Raw genomic sequence first — 19,327 nt, 5'->3', positions numbered from 1 at the left:
ACTGAAGCCATGAACCCGATAGCGAAGGCCCGCGAGGCCGTCACACACGCGGTGCCCACTGCGCCCACCCAGCGCAGCGGCGGTCACGAGGCGGTCGCGGGAGAGGGAAGCGGCCCGGTGGTCGCCCTGCGCGGGGCCGCCGTGCGGGTCGGCGGCCGGACCTTGTGGTCGGGGGTGGACCTTCGCATCGGGACCGGCGAGTTCACCGCCGTGCTCGGCCCCAACGGCGTCGGCAAGTCCACCATGATCAAGGTCCTGCTGGGCGCGCTGCCCGCGGCGGCCGGTGAGGTTCGGGTGCTCGGCGCCCGGCCCGGGCAGGCCAACGAGCGCATCGGCTATCTGCCGCAGCGCCGCAGCTTCGACGCCAATCTGCGGATCCGCGGCGTGGACGTGGTGCGCATGGGCCTGGACGGTGACCGGTGGGGGGTGCCGCTGCCCGTCCCGAGTGTGCGTCGGCGGGCCGCCCGCGCGCGGGTGGACGAGGTGATCGAACTGGTCGGAGCCTCGGCGTACGCGCACCGGCCCATCGGGCAGTGCTCCGGCGGTGAGCAGCAGCGGCTGCTGATCGCCCAGGCGCTGGTCCGACGCCCCGAACTGCTCCTGCTCGACGAGCCGTTGGACAGCCTCGACCTGCCCAACCAGAGCGCCGTCGCGGCGCTGATCGGGCGCATCTGCCACGCGGAAGGCGTCTCGGTGGTCATGGTCGCCCATGACGTGAACCCGATACTCCACCACCTGGACCGGGTGGTGTACCTGGCCGAGGGCGGCGCCGCCGCCGGCACACCGACCGAGGTCATCACCTCCGAGACGCTGACCCGGCTGTACGGCACTCCGGTCGAGGTACTGCGGACCTCGGACGGGCGGCTGGTCGTCGTGGGCCAGCCGGAGGCACCGGCCGTGCACACCGACCGGCACGACACCCCGGGGAGCGGTCATGCTGCTCGCTGAGACAGGGGCGCCGACCTGGTCGTGGAACCTCCTGGCCGACTTCCAGGACATGTGGTCCTACCCCTTCATGGTCAACGCGTTCCGCGCGGGCGCGGTCGTGGCCGTGGTCTCCGCGGTCGTGGGATGGTTCGTGGTGCTGCGGCGGCAGACGTTCGCCGCGCACACCGTCTCCGCCGTCGCCTTCCCCGGCGCCGCCGGGGCGCTCCTGCTCGGGTTCAGCGCGGTCTACGGCTACTTCACGCTCTGCGTGGCCGCCGCGCTGGTCATCGCCGCTCTGCGGGGTGGCGGTGAGCACGAGGAGTCGGCGCTGACCGGGACCGTGCAGGCGTTCCTGCTCGCGTCCGGGTTCCTGTTCACCGCCCTGTACAGGGGGCTGTTGGAGGGGCCGCAGACCATCCTCTTCGGCACCTTCCTGGGGATCACCTCCTCCCAGGTGACCGTGCTGACGGTGGTCGGTGCGGTGGTGCTCGCGGTGCTGGCGCTGATCGGACGGCCGCTGCTGTTCGCCTCCGTCGACCCGCAGGTCGCCGCCGGGCGCGGCGTCCCGGTCCGCACCCTGTCGGTGGTCCTCCTCGTCCTGCTCGGCGCGGCCACCGCCGAGGCGAGCCAGATCACCGGGACCCTCCTGGTCTTCGCCCTCATGGTGATCCCGGCCGCCACCGCGCAAGTCCTCACCGCCCGACCGGCGTTGAGCCTGGCCCTGGCCGTCCTGCTGGCCTTCGCCGCGACCTGGCTGGGGCTGACCGCCGCCTACTACTCGCCCTACCCCCTGGGCTTCTTCGTGACGACCATCGCCTTCGCCGGATACCTGCTCGCGCTGGGCCGGCGCTCGCTGCACGAGGTACTCAGCCGCACCCGGGCCGGGGCCACGCCCGCTGCCAAGGAGGTGGTCGCATGACCGTCCTGCTCGCCGCCTCCCCGCTGTCCCACCCGTTCTTCCTGCACGCCTTCCTCGCCGGTACCGCCATCGCCGCGGCCTGCGGACTGGTCGGCTACTTCCTGGTGCTGCGGGCCCAGGTCTTCACCGGGGACGCGCTCAGCCACGTCGCCTTCACCGGTGCCATGGCCGCCCTCGCCTTCGGCGCCGACCTTCGCCTCGGCCTGTTCGCCGCGACCGTCGCCATGGCGCTGCTCTTCGGCACCCTCGGCCGCAAGGCCCGGCCCGACGACGTGGTCATCGGGAGCGTCTTCTCCTGGATCCTGGGCCTGGGCGCCTTCTTCATCACCCTCTACACCACCTCGCGCAGCACCACGAACGGCACCGCCGGGGTGAGTGTGCTGTTCGGCTCCATCTTCGGCATCTCCGCCGGCAGCACGGCCGTCGCCGCTCTGGTGGCCGCGGGGGTCGGTCTGCTGGTGGTCCTCATCGCCCGGCCGCTGCTGTTCGCCACGCTCGACGAGGCCGTGGCCGCGGCTCGTGGGGTACCGGTCCGGCTGCTCGGATACGGCTTCCTCGCCCTGGCCGGGGTCAGCGCCGCCGAGGCCACCCAGGCGGTCGGTTCCCTGCTCCTGCTCGGCCTGCTCGCCGCTCCCGCGGGCGCCGCGATCCGGCTCACCGACCGCCCCTACCGTGCGCTCGCCCTCTCCGCCGGCCTGGCGGTACTGGAGATGTGGGCGGGGCTGTTCGCCTCGTACGCGGTGCCGAAGATGCCGCCGAGCTTCGCCATCATGGCCGCCGCCACGGCCGTATACGCCGCCACCTTCCTGATACGACGCCCGGTTCCCGGTCCCCGAACGCACACCGCCGTCCCCACCGGCACATGAGCGAAGGCACCCGATGGCACCCGACCGCCAGTGCACCCCGACCCCGTCGCACGACGTCACGCTGATCGGCCGCCTCACCCAGCAACGCACCGTCGTGGTCGAGGCACTGATCCGGGCCGACGGCTTCGTCGGCGCCCAGACCCTCCACAACCAACTCGCCGCCGACGGCTCACCGGTCGGCCTGTCCACGGTCTACCGCACACTGGCCGGCCTGGCCGGCGTCGGCCGGGCCGACATGGTCCGCGACACCAGCGGTGAACGCCTCTTCCGCTACCGTCCGGGACCCGAACACCGCCACTACCTCCTCTGCACCGAATGCGGCCTGAGCCGCCCCGTCGACTCCGGTCCGGTGGAGGAATGGGCCGACGCCATCGCGCAGACCTCCGGGTTCGCGAACGTCCGGCACACGGTGGAGTTGTCCGGGCTGTGCCCGGACTGCGGCCGACGGCAGGCGGCGGACCAGCCCCGGTGAACCCCGGCACCACTTCCTCCGGAGTGGTCTCCGTCAAGGGCAGCAGTCGCACCCCGGAGCACAGCCGCAGGCATCCGCCTCCCGCCGGCCCGCGCCCGGCGCGACGGCCGCCGGCGTCGCACAACACCCCTCCCCACGCCAGGCACCGCGCCCCTCCTTCACCGCGACCGCGGCGATGACCAGGGCCGCCAGCGGATCGGCCCACGACCAGCCGAGCACGGCATTGACGACCAGACCCACCAGCAGCACCGCCGACAAATAGGTGCACAGCAGGGTCTGCCTGGAGTCGGCCACGGCGGATGCGGAGCCGAGTTCCCGTCCGGCGCGGCGCTGGGCCGCCGACAGCACCGGCATGACCCCGAGCGAGAGGGCGGCCAGCACGATCCCGGGCAGGGAGCGCGTGGCCTCTCCTGTGCCGGTCAGGGCCCGTACGGCGTCGACGGTGACGTAGGCGGCGAGCGCGAAGAACGACAGCGCGATGATCCGCAACGCGGTCTTCTCCCTGGCCTCGCGCACCGCGTGCTCGCGGGCGGAGAACTGCCAGGCGACGGTGGCGGCCGAGGAGACCTCGATGACGGAGTCGAGGCCGAAGCCGATCAGCGCGGTGGACGAAGCCAGGGCCCCGGCCGTGAGGGCGACGGCCGCCTCGACGGCGTTGTAGGTGATGGTCGCGGCGACCAGCAGCCGTATCCGCCGGGCAAGTGCGCCGCGCCTGGCCGGGTCGGGGCCGAGGGACAGGGATGTCTCTGCGCTCACGGTCAGCAGCACCCCTTCTCCTCGGCATCGACGCACGTGCGGTCGCCCTCGACGGCGACCACCGCGGTGCGCAGGTCGTCGAGCGCGTGGCCGAGGCGGTCGTCGGCGAGTTCGTAGCGGGTGCGTCGGCCGGCGGGGACGGTGACGACCAGGCCGCAGTCACGCAGGCACGCCAGGTGGTTCGACAGCCTGGTGCGCGAGACGTCCAGCGCGTCGGCAAGGTCGGCGGGATAGGCGGGTGCCTCCCGCAGGGTGAGCAGGATGCGGCAGCGGATCGGATCGGCGAGCGCCCGGCCGAACCGAACCAGGACCTCGATGTCGGAGGCAACAGTCAGCACAGCGTCCACGGTACACAGATTCCTGAATTCATGGAAGCGTGAATCATAGCCACTTCGTAATGGTGTTCATTTTCATGTAGCCTCTACTTGCCACCCCAACCAGGAGGACTCCCATGGCTGTTCCCAAGCGGAAGATGTCCCGCAGCAACACCCGCCACCGCCGCGCCCAGTGGAAGGCGAGCACGCCGGCGCTCGTGCCGGTCACCGTCGACGGAGTGTCATACCTGGTGCCTCAGCGGCTGGTGAAGGCGTACGAGCGCGGGCTGCTGCGCCCCGAGGGCTGAGCGTTGATGCCGTCCGATTCCCTTGGCCGACTGCCCGTCACCGTCCTGTCCGGATTCCTCGGCGCGGGCAAGACCACCCTCCTCAACCACGTCCTCGGCAACCGCGAGGGACTGCGTGTCGCGGTGATCGTCAATGACATGAGCGAGGTCAACATCGACGCCGCCCTGGTGCGGGGCGGCGAGGCGGCCCTGTCGCGTACCGAGGAACGCCTGGTCGAGATGACCAACGGCTGCATCTGCTGCACCCTGCGCGACGACCTGCTTCAGGAGGTCGACCGGCTGGCCCGCGAGGGCCGCTTCGACTACCTGCTCATCGAGTCGTCCGGCATCTCCGAACCCATGCCGGTCGCCGCGACCTTCGCCTTCGCCCGCGACGACGGCGCCACCCTCGGCGACCTCGCCCGCCTCGACACCATGGTCACGGTCGTGGACGCCGCGAACTTCCTGCCCGAGCTGGCAAGCGGCGACGAACTCGCCGAGTGCGGCCTGGACCAGTACGCGGACGACGAACGCACCGTCAGCGACCTGTTGATGGACCAGATCGAGTTCGCCGACGTCATCGTCCTGAACAAGCTCGACCTCGTCGACGAGGAGTCCGCCGACCGGCTGCGAGCCACGCTCACCCGCCTCAACCCGGCCGCGCGTCTCGTCCCGGCCATCCACGGCCGCGTGAAGGTGAGCGACGTACTGGGCACCCGGCTGTTCGACCTGGAACGCGCCCAACAGGCCCCCGGCTGGGTACGGGAGCTCAACGGCGACCACGTCCCCGAGACGGAGGAGTACGGCATCTCCTCCACCGTCTTCCGCTCCGAACTGCCCTTCCATCCGAACCGGTTGTGGACCTTCGTGACCGAGGAACTCGACAGCGGCGCATACGGACAGATCCTGCGCTCGAAGGGCTTCTTCACCCTCGCCAGCCGCCCGCACGTGACGGGCCTGTGGTCTCAGGCCGGTTCCGTCGCGCGCTTCGAGCCCTCCGCTGCACGCACCACCGACGGCCCCGAGTGCCAGGAACTGGCCTTCATCGGCACGCACCTGCACGCGGACGCACTGCACGCGGCACTGACCGACTGCCTCATGGCCGACGGCGAGAGCCTGCCGCCAACGGACCCGTTCCCCGTCTGGGACACCTACGACATCGACGACACCTGCGACCACGAGCATCCCGAACTCGTGGCGGGCCCCTGAGGACCCCGGGCCGGGCGGCGAACACAGCCACGGCGCCGCCCGGCCCGGTAGGGACACCAAGAGCTCCGGATAAATGCGTTGGGCTGACCGGCCCCCGCTGATAACGTCGGGGCAGCCGTGAGAGAACGCGAGGAGGTGAGACCCATGAAGGCTGTATCCATGTGGGTGCTCCCCCATGTCGTCACGGTGGGCGATTGACGTAGGTGTCGCCGGGAGCGCCTCAACAAGGCACTCCTGAAAGGCAACACCTATGAACTTTGTGCATCCCACTCCGGGCACGGACAACCATCCGGTCGTGATCACGCGGGTCTCGGACACGCAGTGGCACGCCGTGGAGGACGACCTGACGGTCGGCCGCGGCGTCGCTTCGCGTCGGCCCGACGGCCGGCTCTTCGTCAGCATCGACGCGTGGCACGGCGCGGTCTTCGACCGCATCGCCGACGCGATGCTGGCCGAGCTGCCGACACCGCTGTACACCGTCGTCGACGAGGCCGACCACGACTCGAGGTCCGCCTGGGAGCGGGCCGGCTTCGCCACCGCACGCCGCGAGTGGGTCTATCTCGTGCCCACCGACCCGCAGATCTCCGGGCTCGGCTCGGTGAGGCCCCCGTCCGGCGTGACGATCGTGCCCGCCGGTGAGGCGGAGGAGGGCCCGCTGCGCGCCCTGGACCGCATCGTCCGCGACGAGGTCGAGGCCGCCGTCGGATGGCAGACGATGCCGGCCGAGGTGCTGCCACGCCCGGCGGGCACCACCTTGCTCGACCCGTCGAAGTACGCGGTGGCGCGGCACGTGGACCAGTACGTGGGACTCATCCGGGTGGCACCGCTGACCCGCCGGCCGCGGATCGGGCTGATCGCCGTCCGGGCCGACAGACACCGCCGCGGCATCGCCCGGACGCTGCTGGCCCACGCGCTGGGTTCGCTGCACCACTCCGGGACCGCTTCGGCATGGGCCGAGGTGGACGAGTCCAACGCGGCGGCCACCGCCCTGTTCGAGAGCATCGGTGCCCGGCGTACGGCCGTCGCCCTGGAGCTCGTCAACCGCTGACGCTCCGCCACACCGCATCGAGCGACTGTTTCCTACCGTATTCGCCGTCACAGAACGGGAGAAGTGAGAGACCATGACCAAAACAGCAGGGGGCGTAGAAGCCGAAGGCACCGTCGTCGAGTGCCTGCGCAACGCCACCTTCAAGGTGGAGCTCCAGAACGGGCACACGGTGCTCGCCCACATCAGCGGGAAGATCCGGAAGAACCGCATCAAGATCCTCCCGTACGACCGGGTGCTCGTGGAACTCAGCCCCTACGACCTCACCCGCGGCCGGATCCGCTACCGGTACCGGTAGCGGAAGAAGCCGGTTCTGCCACCTCCGCCACGTGGCCGTCGTCCTATCGGGAGCTGTAGGGCAGGAGCGCCATCTCGCGTGCGTTCTTGATGGCCTGCGCTATCTGCCGTTGCTGCTGACGGGTCACGTGGGTCACCCGGCGGCTGCGGATCTTGCCGCGGTCGGAGATGAACTTCCGTAGCAAGTCGGTGTCCTTGTAGTCGATGTAGGTGATTCCGGCGGCGTCCAGCGGGTTGGTGCGCTGACGCTTGGCGGTCTGACGCCGGATGCTTGTGCGTCGGGTCATGGTGGGGTCGGTCCTCTCTTTCAGGTCACGGGGTCGAGCAAGTCGTCAAAGGCGTGCGGGAGTTGTTTCCAGCGGCCCCTGCCCGCCGCGTACTCGTCGTCGGTGAGCAGGCACGAGTCGAGCAGGGCCTGTAGGCCGTCGCGGTCCAGGCCGGGCGAGGTGAAGGTGAGGTACTGGCAGCGGTCACCGTGTTCCGGGTGCCAGTCCACGGAGGCGGCGAGACGGCGCTCGGCGGGCACCATCTCCCAGGCGGCGTCGGGCAGAGCTGCCAGCCAGGGCCCGGCCGACTCCACACACAGCGCGCCGCCTGCGGCGTCCCACGACAGCAGGGTGTCGGGGCGGTCCGCCAGCCAGAACCGACCCCGGCTGCGCGCGGCGGCGCAGGTGAGGTCCTCAAGCGCCGCGTACAGGCGCTGCGGATGGAAGGGCCGTTCGCGCCGCCAGACGAAGGTGCCCACACCGTGCTCGTCGCACGACTGCGGCAGCAGTGCGCACGCAGGATGCACACGAGCGGCGGCCGCTGCCACGTCGAAGCCCGCCAACAGCGCTGTCCCCAAGGCACCGTCACTGTCCACCCGTACGCTTCGTGCGCCTGGTGTGAGCTGGGCGAGCAGCGCGTGGTCGGTGTCGTCGGGGACCTCGTCGCAGGAATCGTCACCGCCGAGGGCGATCACCGTGGGGTACTCCAGCTGTCGGGCGAAGGTGTCGGCGACCGTGCGCTGGTCGGTCGGCGCGGCGGCGAGGCCGACGTCGGCCAGGTCGTCGCCGTTGGCCAGGTACGGCAGGACGAGTGCGGGGTCGACCGCGGCGGCGACCCCGGTCAGGGCCAGCGGTGCGCCCACGGCGGCGATGACTGAGGCCATGGCCTGGGGCTCGACGGAGTCCCACAGTTCCACGACGGCCAGCCGGTACCTTCCCTCCTGGGCGAGCCGCAGCAGTTCGGGGACGAGATCCTCGCGCAGCGCGCAGCACGCGCAGTCGTTCACCAGGGGTGCGTCGCCCCTGCCCAGCAGGCCGTGGGCATCGCGCACCGTCCGGTGCACCGCGCTGTCGACGGCGGACGTCAGGTCGTGGTGCAGGGCGACCGAGCCGGGGACCGTACGCAGGATCTGCTCCACGGCGGCCCGGCGGGCGTCGGCGTGCAACCCGGCGACGATCGCGACCGGCAGCGGCGCCTGGTCCCCGTTCACTGCTCGCTCCGTCCGCGTCCGTACCGCCGCTCGAAGCGCTCGACCCGCCCCGCGGTGTCCAGGACCCGCTGGGTGCCGGTGTAGAAGGGGTGGCTCGCCGAGGAGATCTCGACGTCGATGACCGGGTAGGTGTTGCCGTCCTCCCATTCGATGGTCTTGTCGCTCGTGGCCGTGGACCGGGTGAGGAAAGCGAAGTCGGCGGCCCGGTCACGGAAGACGACCGGGCGGTACTCGGGGTGGATTCCGGGCTTCACGGCGCTCAGCGCTCCTCACGGAAGTCGACGTGGCGGCCGACGACGGGGTCGTACTTGCGCAGCGTCAGCCGGTCGGGGTCGTTACGGCGGTTCTTGCGGGTCACGTAGGTGTAGCCGGTACCGGCGGTGGACCTCAGCTTGATGATCGGGCGCAGTTCGTTACGGGCCATGGACAGCACCATACAAGAGATTGGTTTTCATTTTCATCTGCCACTAGTGTGCTGCTCCATCCACCCCAAGGAGGAACATCCATGTCCGCCCACTGCCAACTCACCGGCCGACAGCCCGGCTTCGGCCACCACATCTCCCACTCGCACCGGCGCAGCAAGCGCCGCTTCGACCCCAACATCCAGAGCAAGCGCTACTGGCTGCCGAGCGAAGGCCGCCACGTCCGGCTCACGCTCTCGGCCAAGGGCATCAAGACGGTCGACACGATCGGCATCGAGGCCGCGGTGGCTCGCATCCGCGCCCGGGGAGGGAAGGTCTGATGGCGAAGAAGAGCAAGATCGCCAGGAATGAACAGCGGCGCCTCATCGTGGCCCGATACGCCGCGCGCCGCGCCGCGTTGAAGGCGATCATCGCGTTCCCCGGAAGCTCCGACGAGGAGCGGGCCGCCGCCCAGCGGGAACTGCGCCGGCATCCCCGTGACGCCAGCGCCACCCGCCTGCGCAACCGCGACTCCGTGGACGGCCGCCCCCGCGGCCACCTGCGCACCTTCGGGCTGTCCCGCATCCGGGTACGCGAGATGGCCCACGCGGGTGAGCTCCCCGGTGTGACCAAGAGCAGTTGGTAACCCGGCACGCCAGGGGCTCACAACGGGCGCGCCGGCGACGCAGCCCGAACTGTGCCCGGTTCCGAACGCGCCTTCCGCCACCCTGAACGGCGGGCGGGCGGCGGCACCTGCTCGTGGCATTCCGCCACGAACAGGTGGGTACGGCACGGGTCCCGCACGCGGACGGCTTCCGCGTGCGGGACCCGGGCCGTACCGGAAGTCAGCCGGTCGTCAGGGCGGTGTCGTCCACGACGAAGCTGGTCTGCAGGGAGGAGTCCTCCACGCCGTTGAACTTCAGGGTGACCGTCTGGCCCGCCAGCGAGGACAGGTCGAAGGTCTTCTGGCTGTAGCCGGAGGCCGCGTTGAGGTTCGAGTAGGTCGCGAGGGTCTTCGAACCGGCGGTCACCGTCAGCTTGTCGTACGCGGTGCTGCTGGTGGTCTCCGAGGTGTCGATGTGCAGGTAGAAGGTCAGGGTCGCCTTGCAGCCCGCGGGGATCGTCACCGACTGCGAGAGCGTGTCGGTGTGACTGGAGCCGTAGCCGTCCAGCCAGGCGTAGTACGAGCCGCCGTGGGCCGCCTCACCGGTGTCGTTGGTGATGACCCCGCTGGTCGCGCTCCAGCCGGTACTGCCCGACTCGAAGCCCGGGTTGGCCAGCAGCTGGGACGAGGTACAGCCGCCCCCGCCGCCACCGACGGTCCAGGTGAAGGAGGTCGAGCCGGAGGCGCCGGTGGAGTCCTTCGCGGTGACCGTGACCTGGTAGGTGCCCGCGGTGGACGCCGTACCGGAGATCAGGCCGGTGGAGCTGTTGATGGACAGGCCCGTCGGCAGGCCCGTGGCGCTGTAGGTGAGAGCCGCGCCCGCGCTGTCGGTGGCCTTGATCTGCAGGCTGACCGAGCCGCCGGCGGCGGTCGACTGGCTGCCGGGGTTGGTGACGGTCACCGTGTTGCCGCCGGTGGAGCCGGAGGTGAAGGCGGCGGTGCCGTTCGGGGTGCCCCAGCCGGTCGGACCGTCGTAACCGGTGCCGGCGGTGCAGAAGTACGACGGGGAGCAGCTGCCGTTGTTGCCGCTGGTCACGTCGTACAGGTTGGACGTGTGCTGGTACGGGTACTTCGCCGGGTAGTCGCTCGCGCCCGGGGTGCCCGCGAGGGCGTAGACAGAGGCGATGATCGGCGAGCTGGCGCTGGTGCCGCCGTAGACCGCCCAGCCGGTGCCGCCGTAGGTGTCGTAGACCGCCACGCCGGTGGCCGGGTCGGCAACGGCGGAGACGTCGGCCTCCATGCGCTTGGAGCAGCCGGAGTCGGTCTGCCAGCTCGGCTTCGGGTCGTACGCCGAACAGCCGGAGCCGGTGCCCTCGGTGGAGTTGGTGTGCCACACCGACTCGCTCCAGCCGCGGGAGTTGGAGGCGGTGGTGAGCGCGGTGCCGCCGACGGCGGTCACGTACTGGGAGGTCGCCGGGTACTCGGCGCCGTAGGCGGAGTCACCGGAGGAGACGGTGATCGCGACGCCCGGGTGCTGGAAGTACGAGGTGTCGTTGCCGGTCTGGGAGGAGTCCTCGGAGCCGCCCCAGCTGTTGGAGACGAACTTGGCGCCGAGCGCGACGGCCTCGTTCTCGGCGGCGCCGAGGTCGGCCATGCTCGCGGAGTTGGCCTCGACCAGGACGATGCTGCAGTTCGGGCAGACCGCGCTGACCATGTCGATGTCGAGCATCTCTTCACCGGCCCAGCCGGTGTCGTTCGTCGGCAGCGAGGTGGTGGAGCCGGTCTGGCTGACCTGCTTGAAGCAGCCGTTGGCCTTGGTGCAGGACGACAGGCCGTAGGTGGAGCGGTAGGTGGCCAGGTCCGACTCGGCGTTCGGGTCGTTGTAGGCGTCGACGATGCCGACGGTCATGCCCGAACCGGCCGCGGTGGGCAGGTTGTAGGCGCTGTGCAGGTTGGCCGGGGAGAGGCCGGAGGGCGCGGCCGCCGCGAGCGCCGAGGCGAGCCGCTGCTTGATGTCGGTACGGCGCTGGGCGAAACAGGACGCATGACCTGGCTCGGCGGTGGCGCACAGGTGCTGGGTCGGCACCTTCTGGCCGGCCTTGCCGGTCGAGTGGTAGGTCTGCCGCTCGGGGGCGGTCAGTGCCTTGTTGTTCTGCGTGACCTTGGAGGTCTGAGGGTGGGTCGCGGCAGGCTGGGCGCCGGCCGTCGGTGCGGCGGTGAATCCGGCGACGGTGAGAGCGAGGGCGGGGAAGGCGACGGCGACGAGTCTTCGCAGACTCCGTCTCCGCCCGCTCGTGTGTGACTCACGCATGGGGTACTGCCTCCGGTTGACGTGGGGTATCGCACTGGATGGGCAGGCCCGTGATTGCGCGTAGCGGCGGTGGAACCGCGCAGTCAGGAGCATGACACTCACAGCACCCTGCCACGCCTGGTGAGCGTGACATGACAGGATGCGAGGGGACCGTAGACCGGAACGGGTCCTACCGGGCAGTACCGGGCCGAATTCTTTGCTTCTCCATAGCATGCGGTTGGCCCCCTCATGGGGGGCGACGCGTGCCGGCCGGGGGTTGGTCCCTCTGCTGATCAGCCCGAACTCCCCTGCAGGACCGCACAGCCGCCGCAAGCGGTGCTTTCACCGTTGCCCAGCGCCCTGCGACACCCTCGGCGCTGCTCGGACTGAGACCACGGCACAGCCGTTCCCGTACTCTTCCTCAGAGCCGCCGCGCAGGACCGGCTCCGGAGGGGGCACGGACAACCGCGAGGGAGACGGTATGGGAACCGCTGACCGGCAGAGTGCCGGAGACTGGAACCGGGTCGGCGACACGCCCCGCCCCAGAGATGGTCGTGCGAGCGAGTACGGCCACGACTACGGGTACGGGCATCCTCCTGAATCGATACCTCACCCCGGCTACGGTCCCGGTGCCGGCGCGGGCCACCTCCCCTCCAATGAGCTTGGCCACGGGCACACACCGGTGACCAGTGCCGGACACGGCTCCGGTCACGGCCCCGGAGCGAGCGCCGACCGTCACGGGCAGGCGCACACTCACGGACACAACCACAGCCACGGCCCCGCCGCTCCGGTCTCCAGGCACCTGCGCAAGGTCATCGCGGCGATCCTGATCCCCTTCACCGCCGCCGTCGTGGTCGGCCTCGTGGTGCTGTGGCCGGGCGGCGCACCGCCCCACAAACGCACCGGTGTCGGCTTCGACCAGCAGACCCAGCAGGCCACGGTCACCAAGGTCCTCGAGGTGAGCTGCAAGTCGGTGAACGCCTCCGGCGAGACCCCCACCGGCGACACCTCCACCGCCGAGGGCAACTCGGCGCAGCAGGAGGCGAACGGCACCTGCCACAAGGCCACGATCCGGATCGACACCGGCAAGGACAAGGGACGTACGTTCACCGAGATCGTGCAGCCCGACCAGGCGCGACAGCTCCACCAGGACGAGAAGGTCGTCACCGCCTACGAACCCTCCGCGCCCAAGGACCTGCAGTACTCGGTCACCGACGTCAACCGCCGCTTCCCCATGGGCCTGCTCGCCGGCATCTTCGCGCTCGCCGTCGTGGTGGTGGGCCGACTGCGGGGCGTGATGGCGCTGGTGGCGCTGGCCATCAGCTTCCTGGTGCTGAACTTCTTCGTCCTGCCGGCGGTCCTGCAGGGCTCGAACCCGTTGCTCGTGGCTGTGGTCGGCTCGAGCGCCATCATGCTGATCGCCCTGTACATGTGCCACGGCCTGTCGGCCCGCACCTCGGTGGCGGTGCTCGGCACCCTGCTCTCGCTGGCTCTGATCGGCATCCTGGGCTCGGCGTTCATCGGATGGGCCGCCCTCACCGGCAACACCGACGACAGCACCGGCCTGATCCACGGCCTCTATCCGAAGCTCGACATGAGCGGTCTCCTGCTCGCCGGCGTCATCATCGGCTCCCTCGGCGTGCTCGACGACGTCACCGTGACCCAGACATCCGCCGTCTGGGAACTGCACGAAGCCAAGCCGACCATGGGCTGGCGTGGCCTGTACCGGGCGGGCATCCGCATCGGCCGCGACCACATCGCCTCCGTGGTCAACACCCTCGTCCTCGCCTACGCCGGCGCCGCACTGCCCCTCCTGCTCCTCTTCTCCATCGCCCAGAGCGGCGTGGCCACGGTCGCCAACAGCGAACTGGTCGCCGAAGAGATCGTACGCACCCTGGTCGGCTCGATCGGCCTGGTCGCCTCCGTACCGGTCACCACGCTCCTCGCCGCCCTGGTCGTCTCGGCGGACCGGCCCGGTCCGCAGACGGACACGACCACAGCGGCCGGGCCGGCTACGGGCCGAGCACCTGCCGGCCGGGGCGGACGTCGGCGGAAGCGGTAGGTGCGAACGCCCCAAGGCGCGCCCATGTTCGTCTTCGAAGACCGACGGGACGAAGGCGGTGGGCAGGAACCCGTGGACGTGGCCCGGGTGTGAACCCGCCTCAGCGTGCCCGATGTGCGCCGGCAGCCCTGCCCGGCCGGCCTCGGCAGCCCGGACGGCGAGCGGATCAGCGAGTGAACAGCTCGGGGTTCTTGCGGACGAAATCGGCTACTCCTGCAGCGGACCGCCCGGTGACCTCCGCCATGCCGTCTGCCTGGCGGTCATAGCGGCCGGCCACGTGTAGGCGGGCCATGGTGGAGATGTGCTGGAAGACGTGGTCCGGCAGTCCCAGCGCCCCGAGATCGTTGTCGAGCCATTCCTGCAATGGGACGTCGGTGTAGCCGACCGTGCGGTGCAAAGCATCGGAAATCTCCGCGGCCAAAGCGGCGATGTCCTGTGATCGGGGACCGGTCAGCTCATAGATCCGGCCGATGTGCCGGGCCGGATCGGCCAGAATCTCCTCGACGACCGCGGCAACGTCACCGGCCGCGATCGGGGAGGTTTTCGCCTTGCCGAAGGGCCACCTGATGGTGCCGTCCTTGGCGATCGAGGAAAACACGGTCTGGAAGAGCGGGTTCTCCATGAAGACGGTGGGCCTGACCTGGACCACGGGCAGGCCCGACCAGTCGAGGACCTGCTCTACCAGCCACTGCTGACGATGCTGATGCGAATCGGAGCCGCTGGTGGCGTCCATCTCGGAGACGGTCAGTTGCGACATGTTCACGAACGCCTCCAGCCCTCCGTAGGCGCGCGCGACCGCGGCCGTGGTCACGGCGGCCAGCAGATACTGTGCCGACACGGCCATGCCGAAATACACCCGCCCGCAGCCGTCGAGGGCGTCGGCGACATCACCGGCACGCGTCAGATCTCCCACCACGACTTCGGCGCCCGTCGCGCGCAGCGCCTGGGCACGGTCGTCGTCCCGGCGCACCAGAGCACGGACCTGGAGGCCCCGGCGCCGAAGGCCTTGGACCACGGTCCTGCCGACGGCCCCGACGCTGCCCGCAGCACCGGTCACCAGAATGGGCCGCACGCCTGCTTCCGCGCTGTCGTCCACGGAAGCAGCCTGCGGCCCGCACGACCAGGGCGCAACCGGGTGACGTCCAGCGAAGAAATCGGCATGCGTCCAAGGCGTGGCCTGCCTGGCCCGCCGCCACTCCTGGGCACGCGGGGCAATGAGCCCGACGCATCCGCGGCAGACGCCGCAACCACGGGGCTTCGAGCCCACCTCACACCGTGACACCAGAGATATCACCCAAATACAATTCATATAGCTATGCCCGCTATTGCAGGCAACAGAGAGGTTCGACCATGGATGGTATTGCCGACATGGGAGGAACCCCAGGCTGGGGCCCCGTGCATCCGCCGAGACGGGATGAACCTGTCTTCGCAGAGCCCTGGGAGCGCCGGGCATTCGCGCTCGCGATCCTCTCGAACCGGGTGTCCGGGGGAAACCTGGACTCCTTCCGGCACGCGCTGGAGCGCCTGGACCGAGCGCACTACATCGACGACGGCTACTACGGACGCTGGCTCAACGCCGGAGAGCTGAGACTCCTCGACAGCGCCGTCCTGGCACGTGGTGCGGTCGACGCCCGCGCCCGCAACCTCCGCGGCGAGCACGTGGAGGAGCCCCCGATCCCGGAGCCGGCCAAGCCCGACTACACGCCGACCGCCGAGGGCACGCTACGCTCCGTCGACACCTCGCCCGCCTTCGCCGTCGGCGAGCGGGTGCGTGCCAAGGACGTGTCGCCGTCCGGACACACCAGACTGCCGCGCTATGTGCGAGGGCATGTCGGCGCCATCGACATCGTCCAGCCCGCCGGTGTGCTGCCGGACACCAACGCCCACTTCATGGGCGAAAACCCGCAGTACGTCTACTCGGTGCGGTTCGACTCACGCGAGCTGTGGGGCCCCAACGCCGAGCCCTTCACCGTCACCGTGGACCTGTACGAGAGCTATCTGGAGACCACCGCATGACCACCACCGGCGGCTCCGACGAGAGCCCTTCCGTGGCGCTGCGCACCGAGGCACTCGAACAACTGCTCACCGAGCGCGGCCTGATCGACCCGAAGGCCATGGACGCGATCATCACCCGCTACGAGACGAGCGTGGGCCCACTCAACGGCGCCAAGGTCGTCGCCAGGGCGTGGACGGACCCCGACTACCGGCGGCGCCTGCTCGAAGACGGCACCGCCGCCATCAAGGAACTCGGCTTCTGGGGACAGCAGGGCGAGCACATCGTCGTGGTCGAGAACACCCCGACCACCCACAACGTCGTGGTGTGCACGCTGTGCTCGTGCTACCCCTGGCCGGTCCTCGGCCTGCCGCCGAGCTGGTACAAGGACCCCGCCTACCGCGCGCGCGTGGTCAGAGAACCGCGCACGGTGCTGGCCGAGATGGGGCTCACGCTCGACGACGACGTGCAGATCATCGTCCGGGACTCCACCAGCGAGGTGCGCTGGCTCGTACTGCCCGAGCGTCCGCCCGGCACCGAGCACCTCACGGAAGAAGAACTCGTGCCGCTGATCACCAGGGACGCGATGGTCGGCGTGGCCAAGGTGGCGGCACCGTGAGCACGCCGCAGGACACCGAGGGCCCGGCAGCACCTCCCCGCTCCAACGGTGAGCTGGTGTTCGCCGAGCCGTGGGAAAGCCGTGCCTTCGGCATGGCGGTCGCCCTGTACGAGGCGGGCGTCTTCAGCTGGCCGGAATTCCAGACCGCCCTGATCGCCCGGATCACCGCCTGGACAGCCTCACGGGAGCACGGCGAGCCATACCCCTACTACCGACTGTGGCTGGACGCCCTGGAGGACGTACTCACCGGCCTCAGCGCTGTGTCCACGGACGAGGTCATCACACGCGCCCAAGCCCTGGCACAACGCTCCCCAGGTCACGACCACCGCGACCACGCGCGTTGACTCCGACACCTTCCGGACCGACTTCCCTGCCGACGGATTGATCCTCCGGGGGGTCGGGGCAAGCCACGCAAAGGCTCCGCTCGGAGCCACCGAAGTCGAATGGCAGCGGAGGCGGCGGGCCGGGATGGGCAGCAATGGGAGGTCGTCGTCGGCGTCACCAGGGGGCCGGGCTCGGAGCCAGATGGGATTACCGGCACAGTGATCGACACGGACGAGCCGGCCAGGCGGAACGCCGGATTCGCCGACGGCGGATCATTCGCCAATCTCAAGCTCCTGCCCAGTGGCAGTCTGACGGTCATCGGATGCGTCGATCCGCGAGTCGGCCCGTCGGACGTGCTCGGGCTCAAGCTCGGCGAGGCAGCGGTGGTCCGCAATGTCGGAGGGCGGGTCACGCCCGCGACACTCCGGACGCTGGAGATGCTCTCGAAGGTCGTCCAGGCCCGCACGGGCGGTCTTCGCCCGGGCGACATCCACTATGCGGTCCTGCATCACACCGACTGCGGGATCACGGACCTGGCCGCGTTCCCCGAGCTGCTGGCCGACTACTTCGAAGTTCCGGCCGGAGACCTGGACGCCAAGGCGGTCACCGACCCGGTCGCCGCCGTCCGCATCGACGTCGACATCCTCAAGCAGAAGCTTCGGGCCGGAGTCTTCGTCTCAGGGCTCGTGTACGACGTGGCCACCGGGCTCATCGACGTCGTCGTGCCGCCCGCGCGAGTGGACGCATGACACCGCGCGGCGCCTGCGGCCGGTCCGGCCGGCGCGATCCCCGTGCGCCTGCGGCTCGTACCGGGATCTGCACCCCCGGCCGGTCGCCTTGGCGGGGAGGCGCGCTCTGGCATGTGTGACGATCACGGGCCCTCGGCGGCCGAGGCGGCGTGGTCGGCGCCGCGCGTCGGGGAGCGACCGCCTGTCGACCCGGTGACGCTGCCCGAGGTCGACGAGGTCAGGGTCACGACGATGGTCGACAACACCGTCGATGCCCTGCTGGCATCTGCCGAAGGCGTCACCCGGGCGTCGATGGACGCCGGGCGGACCGCCGCGCGGCAGTTCGCCGGTGGCGAGGCCGTCGCGGGGCTGCGCGCCGAGCACGGCTTCTCCGCCCTGGTCACCGTCCACAGCGGGAACGCGAGCAGCCCACTGTTGTTCGACACCGGCGCGTCGCCGGACGGGCCGGCGGTGAACGCCGAGCGTCTCGGCATCGACGTCGGCGGCCTGCAGGGCGTCGTGCTCAGCCACGGGCACTTCGACCACTCCGGCGGCTTCGACGGCCTGGCCCGGCTGCGCGGGCGCTCCGGCCTGCCGCTGACCGTCCACCCCGCGGTCTGGACCCGCCGCCGCCTGGAATTGTTTGTTGGCCAGGGGCTGGAGATGCCCACGCTGTCACGGGGTGCCCTGGAGCGCTAGGGGTTCGAGGTGATCGAGCGGCGGCAGCCTTCGCTGCTGGCCGGCGGCATCCTGATCACCGGCGAGGTGGACCGCGTCACCGAAAAATGGCGTTCGCGGGGCCGCTGGCCCGCCGTCTCTCCCCCGCAAAGGGCACCTTGCCATCCAAGCCGCATCCAGGAGCCCTGGCGGCAGCCGCGGTAGTGCCGGCCGGTGCCGTCGAACGGGTCCAGGGCGATCCGGAGAAGGCGTAGGCGCCAGACGAAGATCTCGCTGTGGGATATACAGCGCAGCAGGGTGTATACCGATACGTATGGATGCGGGGCGTGTGCCGGTGGACCGCCTCCCGGAGCAGCAGCTGGGCCGCAGGTTGGTGGCGATCCCCCTTGCGCTGATCGTCGTGATCACGGTGGTGGACATCCATTCCCCGCCGGACGTCCACCTGGGCCCCTTGCTGGTGATCGCGCCGGCCCTGACCGCGTCCCTGGCCGGGCCGCGGCTGACCGCCCTCGTCGGAGCACTGGCTGTGGCGGCCCAGGTGCTCATCGCCGTGTTCCACGGCGGACTGACCACGACCAACCACCTCTCGCAGATCACTGGGTTGGCCCTGCTGTCGGCCTTGGTCGTCTTCGTCTGCCATGTGCGCGAGCGGCGCAGCCGGGAGCTGAACCGGGCACGGTCGGTGGCCGAGACGGCGCAGCTCGTACTGCTGCGGCCACCACGCCGCCGGATCGGCCCGCTGCGGGTGGCCTGGCTGTACCTGGCAGCCGAGGACGAGACCCGCATAGGGGGCGACCTGTTCGCGATCGCCCGCTCCGACCGCGGCACGCGCGTGATCATCGGCGATGTCCGCGGCAAGGGGCTGGCCGCCATCGGTGAGGCATCCATGGTGCTGGGCGCGTTCCGCGAGGGCGCGCACCGTTTCGACACCCTGCCCGAACTTGCCGTGGGCCTGGAGGTGAGTGTCTGCAGAAGCCTGGAGGACGTCGCGGACACCGAGCACGATGCGGGTGAGCACTTCATCACCGCCCTGCTGCTCGAGATCGCCGACCACGGCAC

At 70.3% G+C, this 19,327-nt stretch carries 25 protein-coding genes; 17 read left to right on the top strand and 8 right to left on the bottom strand.

Annotation, left to right across the window (positions count from 1 at the left end; translation table 11 throughout):
* Positions 1-9 precede the first annotated feature (9 nt).
* The 4 genes from ACFYZB_RS42835 to ACFYZB_RS42820 are packed head-to-tail and all read left to right on the top strand — an operon-like array spanning position 10 to position 3,184.
* On the top strand, positions 10-948 hold the full coding sequence (locus ACFYZB_RS42835) for a metal ABC transporter ATP-binding protein (protein ID WP_388767295.1): 939 nt from the start codon (positions 10-12) through the stop codon (positions 946-948).
* Positions 935-1,846 (top strand): metal ABC transporter permease, encoded by a 912-nt coding sequence (locus tag ACFYZB_RS42830; RefSeq protein WP_388767294.1) that lies wholly within the window; start codon positions 935-937, stop codon positions 1,844-1,846. The genes ACFYZB_RS42835 and ACFYZB_RS42830 overlap by 14 nt, the downstream gene beginning before the upstream one ends.
* A complete protein-coding gene (locus ACFYZB_RS42825; protein WP_388767293.1) occupies positions 1,843-2,712 on the top strand; it encodes a metal ABC transporter permease in 870 nt (289 codons plus the stop codon). Before ACFYZB_RS42830 ends, ACFYZB_RS42825 begins: the two co-directional genes overlap by 4 nt.
* A gap of 13 nt (positions 2,713-2,725) precedes the next feature.
* Complete coding sequence (locus tag ACFYZB_RS42820; RefSeq protein WP_351204461.1) at positions 2,726-3,184, top strand: Fur family transcriptional regulator; 459 nt, start codon at positions 2,726-2,728, stop codon at positions 3,182-3,184.
* A 33-nt stretch (positions 3,185-3,217) separates the two neighbouring features.
* Here ACFYZB_RS42820 and ACFYZB_RS42815 read toward each other — a convergent pair whose 3' ends face one another.
* Positions 3,218-3,940, bottom strand: a complete 723-nt coding sequence (locus ACFYZB_RS42815) for a cation transporter (protein WP_351204459.1) — start codon at positions 3,938-3,940, stop codon at positions 3,218-3,220.
* Positions 3,941-3,942: 2 nt separating this feature from the next.
* The gene (locus ACFYZB_RS42810) at positions 3,943-4,278 is read right to left on the bottom strand and encodes an ArsR/SmtB family transcription factor (RefSeq protein WP_388767292.1); all 336 of its coding nucleotides are present in this window, start codon (positions 4,276-4,278) and stop codon (positions 3,943-3,945) included.
* A 113-nt stretch (positions 4,279-4,391) separates the two neighbouring features.
* On the opposite strand from ACFYZB_RS42810, the gene rpmF reads away from it, so the two are divergent.
* The 4 genes from rpmF to infA all read left to right on the top strand — a co-directional run bounded on the left by rpmF (position 4,392) and on the right by infA (position 7,093).
* Positions 4,392-4,562, top strand: coding sequence for a 50S ribosomal protein L32 (gene rpmF / locus ACFYZB_RS42805; protein WP_351204455.1), 171 nt, complete (start codon positions 4,392-4,394; stop codon positions 4,560-4,562).
* Between the two features lie 6 nt (positions 4,563-4,568).
* Entirely contained in the window at positions 4,569-5,750 is a 1,182-nt protein-coding gene (locus tag ACFYZB_RS42800) for a GTP-binding protein (protein WP_388767291.1), read from the top strand.
* Between the two features lie 250 nt (positions 5,751-6,000).
* The gene (locus tag ACFYZB_RS42795; RefSeq protein WP_388767290.1) at positions 6,001-6,798 is read left to right on the top strand and encodes a GNAT family N-acetyltransferase; all 798 of its coding nucleotides are present in this window, start codon (positions 6,001-6,003) and stop codon (positions 6,796-6,798) included.
* A 73-nt stretch (positions 6,799-6,871) separates the two neighbouring features.
* Entirely contained in the window at positions 6,872-7,093 is a 222-nt protein-coding gene (infA, locus tag ACFYZB_RS42790) for a translation initiation factor IF-1 (protein ID WP_351204449.1), read from the top strand.
* 43 nt (positions 7,094-7,136) lie between these two features.
* Here infA and rpsR read toward each other — a convergent pair whose 3' ends face one another.
* Genes rpsR through rpmG form a run of 4 tightly spaced genes read right to left on the bottom strand, consistent with a single transcriptional unit; the run spans position 7,137 to position 8,993 of the window.
* Complete coding sequence (rpsR, locus tag ACFYZB_RS42785; RefSeq protein WP_384994854.1) at positions 7,137-7,379, bottom strand: 30S ribosomal protein S18; 243 nt, start codon at positions 7,377-7,379, stop codon at positions 7,137-7,139.
* Between the two features lie 20 nt (positions 7,380-7,399).
* Positions 7,400-8,569, bottom strand: coding sequence for a CobW family GTP-binding protein (locus ACFYZB_RS42780; protein ID WP_388767289.1), 1,170 nt, complete (start codon positions 8,567-8,569; stop codon positions 7,400-7,402).
* Entirely contained in the window at positions 8,566-8,823 is a 258-nt protein-coding gene (locus ACFYZB_RS42775; RefSeq protein ID WP_351204443.1) for a type B 50S ribosomal protein L31, read from the bottom strand. Before ACFYZB_RS42775 ends, ACFYZB_RS42780 begins: the two co-directional genes overlap by 4 nt.
* Before the next feature lie 5 nt (positions 8,824-8,828).
* Positions 8,829-8,993: a 50S ribosomal protein L33 gene (rpmG, locus tag ACFYZB_RS42770; RefSeq protein ID WP_026252351.1), complete on the bottom strand. Its 165-nt coding sequence runs from the start codon at positions 8,991-8,993 to the stop codon at positions 8,829-8,831.
* An 81-nt stretch (positions 8,994-9,074) separates the two neighbouring features.
* Between rpmG and rpmB the strand changes: the two genes are divergently transcribed.
* Complete coding sequence (gene rpmB / locus ACFYZB_RS42765; protein ID WP_020937821.1) at positions 9,075-9,311, top strand: 50S ribosomal protein L28; 237 nt, start codon at positions 9,075-9,077, stop codon at positions 9,309-9,311.
* Complete coding sequence (rpsN, locus tag ACFYZB_RS42760) at positions 9,311-9,616, top strand: 30S ribosomal protein S14 (RefSeq protein WP_388767287.1); 306 nt, start codon at positions 9,311-9,313, stop codon at positions 9,614-9,616. The genes rpmB and rpsN overlap by 1 nt, the downstream gene beginning before the upstream one ends.
* Before the next feature lie 199 nt (positions 9,617-9,815).
* On the opposite strand, the gene ACFYZB_RS42755 is transcribed toward rpsN, so the two are convergent.
* Complete coding sequence (locus tag ACFYZB_RS42755) at positions 9,816-11,885, bottom strand: putative Ig domain-containing protein (RefSeq protein ID WP_388767286.1); 2,070 nt, start codon at positions 11,883-11,885, stop codon at positions 9,816-9,818.
* A 460-nt stretch (positions 11,886-12,345) separates the two neighbouring features.
* Here ACFYZB_RS42755 and ACFYZB_RS42750 point away from each other — a divergent pair, with 460 nt between their 5' ends.
* Positions 12,346-13,926, top strand: coding sequence for a YibE/F family protein (locus ACFYZB_RS42750; RefSeq protein ID WP_388767284.1), 1,581 nt, complete (start codon positions 12,346-12,348; stop codon positions 13,924-13,926).
* Between the two features lie 166 nt (positions 13,927-14,092).
* On the opposite strand, the gene ACFYZB_RS42745 is transcribed toward ACFYZB_RS42750, so the two are convergent.
* Positions 14,093-15,022 carry an NAD(P)H-binding protein gene (locus ACFYZB_RS42745; RefSeq protein ID WP_351204433.1) on the bottom strand — a complete coding sequence of 310 codons (930 nt, stop codon included), beginning with the start codon at positions 15,020-15,022 and terminating at the stop codon, positions 14,093-14,095.
* 254 nt (positions 15,023-15,276) lie between these two features.
* Here ACFYZB_RS42745 and nthB point away from each other — a divergent pair, with 254 nt between their 5' ends.
* The 6 genes from nthB to ACFYZB_RS42715 all read left to right on the top strand — a co-directional run.
* Positions 15,277-15,942, top strand: coding sequence for a nitrile hydratase subunit beta (gene nthB / locus ACFYZB_RS42740; protein WP_388767283.1), 666 nt, complete (start codon positions 15,277-15,279; stop codon positions 15,940-15,942).
* Positions 15,939-16,538, top strand: a complete 600-nt coding sequence (nthA, locus tag ACFYZB_RS42735; RefSeq protein ID WP_351204429.1) for a nitrile hydratase subunit alpha — start codon at positions 15,939-15,941, stop codon at positions 16,536-16,538. The genes nthB and nthA overlap by 4 nt, the downstream gene beginning before the upstream one ends.
* The gene (locus tag ACFYZB_RS42730; protein ID WP_388767282.1) at positions 16,535-16,882 is read left to right on the top strand and encodes a nitrile hydratase accessory protein; all 348 of its coding nucleotides are present in this window, start codon (positions 16,535-16,537) and stop codon (positions 16,880-16,882) included. The genes nthA and ACFYZB_RS42730 overlap by 4 nt, the downstream gene beginning before the upstream one ends.
* Positions 16,883-17,080: 198 nt before the next feature.
* Positions 17,081-17,611, top strand: coding sequence for a carbonic anhydrase (locus ACFYZB_RS42725; protein ID WP_388767281.1), 531 nt, complete (start codon positions 17,081-17,083; stop codon positions 17,609-17,611).
* 111 nt (positions 17,612-17,722) lie between these two features.
* Complete coding sequence (locus tag ACFYZB_RS42720; RefSeq protein ID WP_388767280.1) at positions 17,723-18,289, top strand: MBL fold metallo-hydrolase; 567 nt, start codon at positions 17,723-17,725, stop codon at positions 18,287-18,289.
* A gap of 292 nt (positions 18,290-18,581) precedes the next feature.
* A partial coding sequence (locus ACFYZB_RS42715; protein WP_388767279.1) for a SpoIIE family protein phosphatase occupies positions 18,582-19,327 on the top strand: 746 nt, incomplete at its 3' end.

Origin of the sequence: Streptomyces sp. NPDC001852 (genome assembly GCF_042891825.1) — a bacterium.
In the GTDB taxonomy this organism is placed as follows: domain Bacteria; phylum Actinomycetota; class Actinomycetes; order Streptomycetales; family Streptomycetaceae; genus Streptomyces.
The sequence above is the reverse complement of the archived record's forward strand: the minus strand, read 5'-3'. Positions and strand labels throughout refer to the sequence as shown.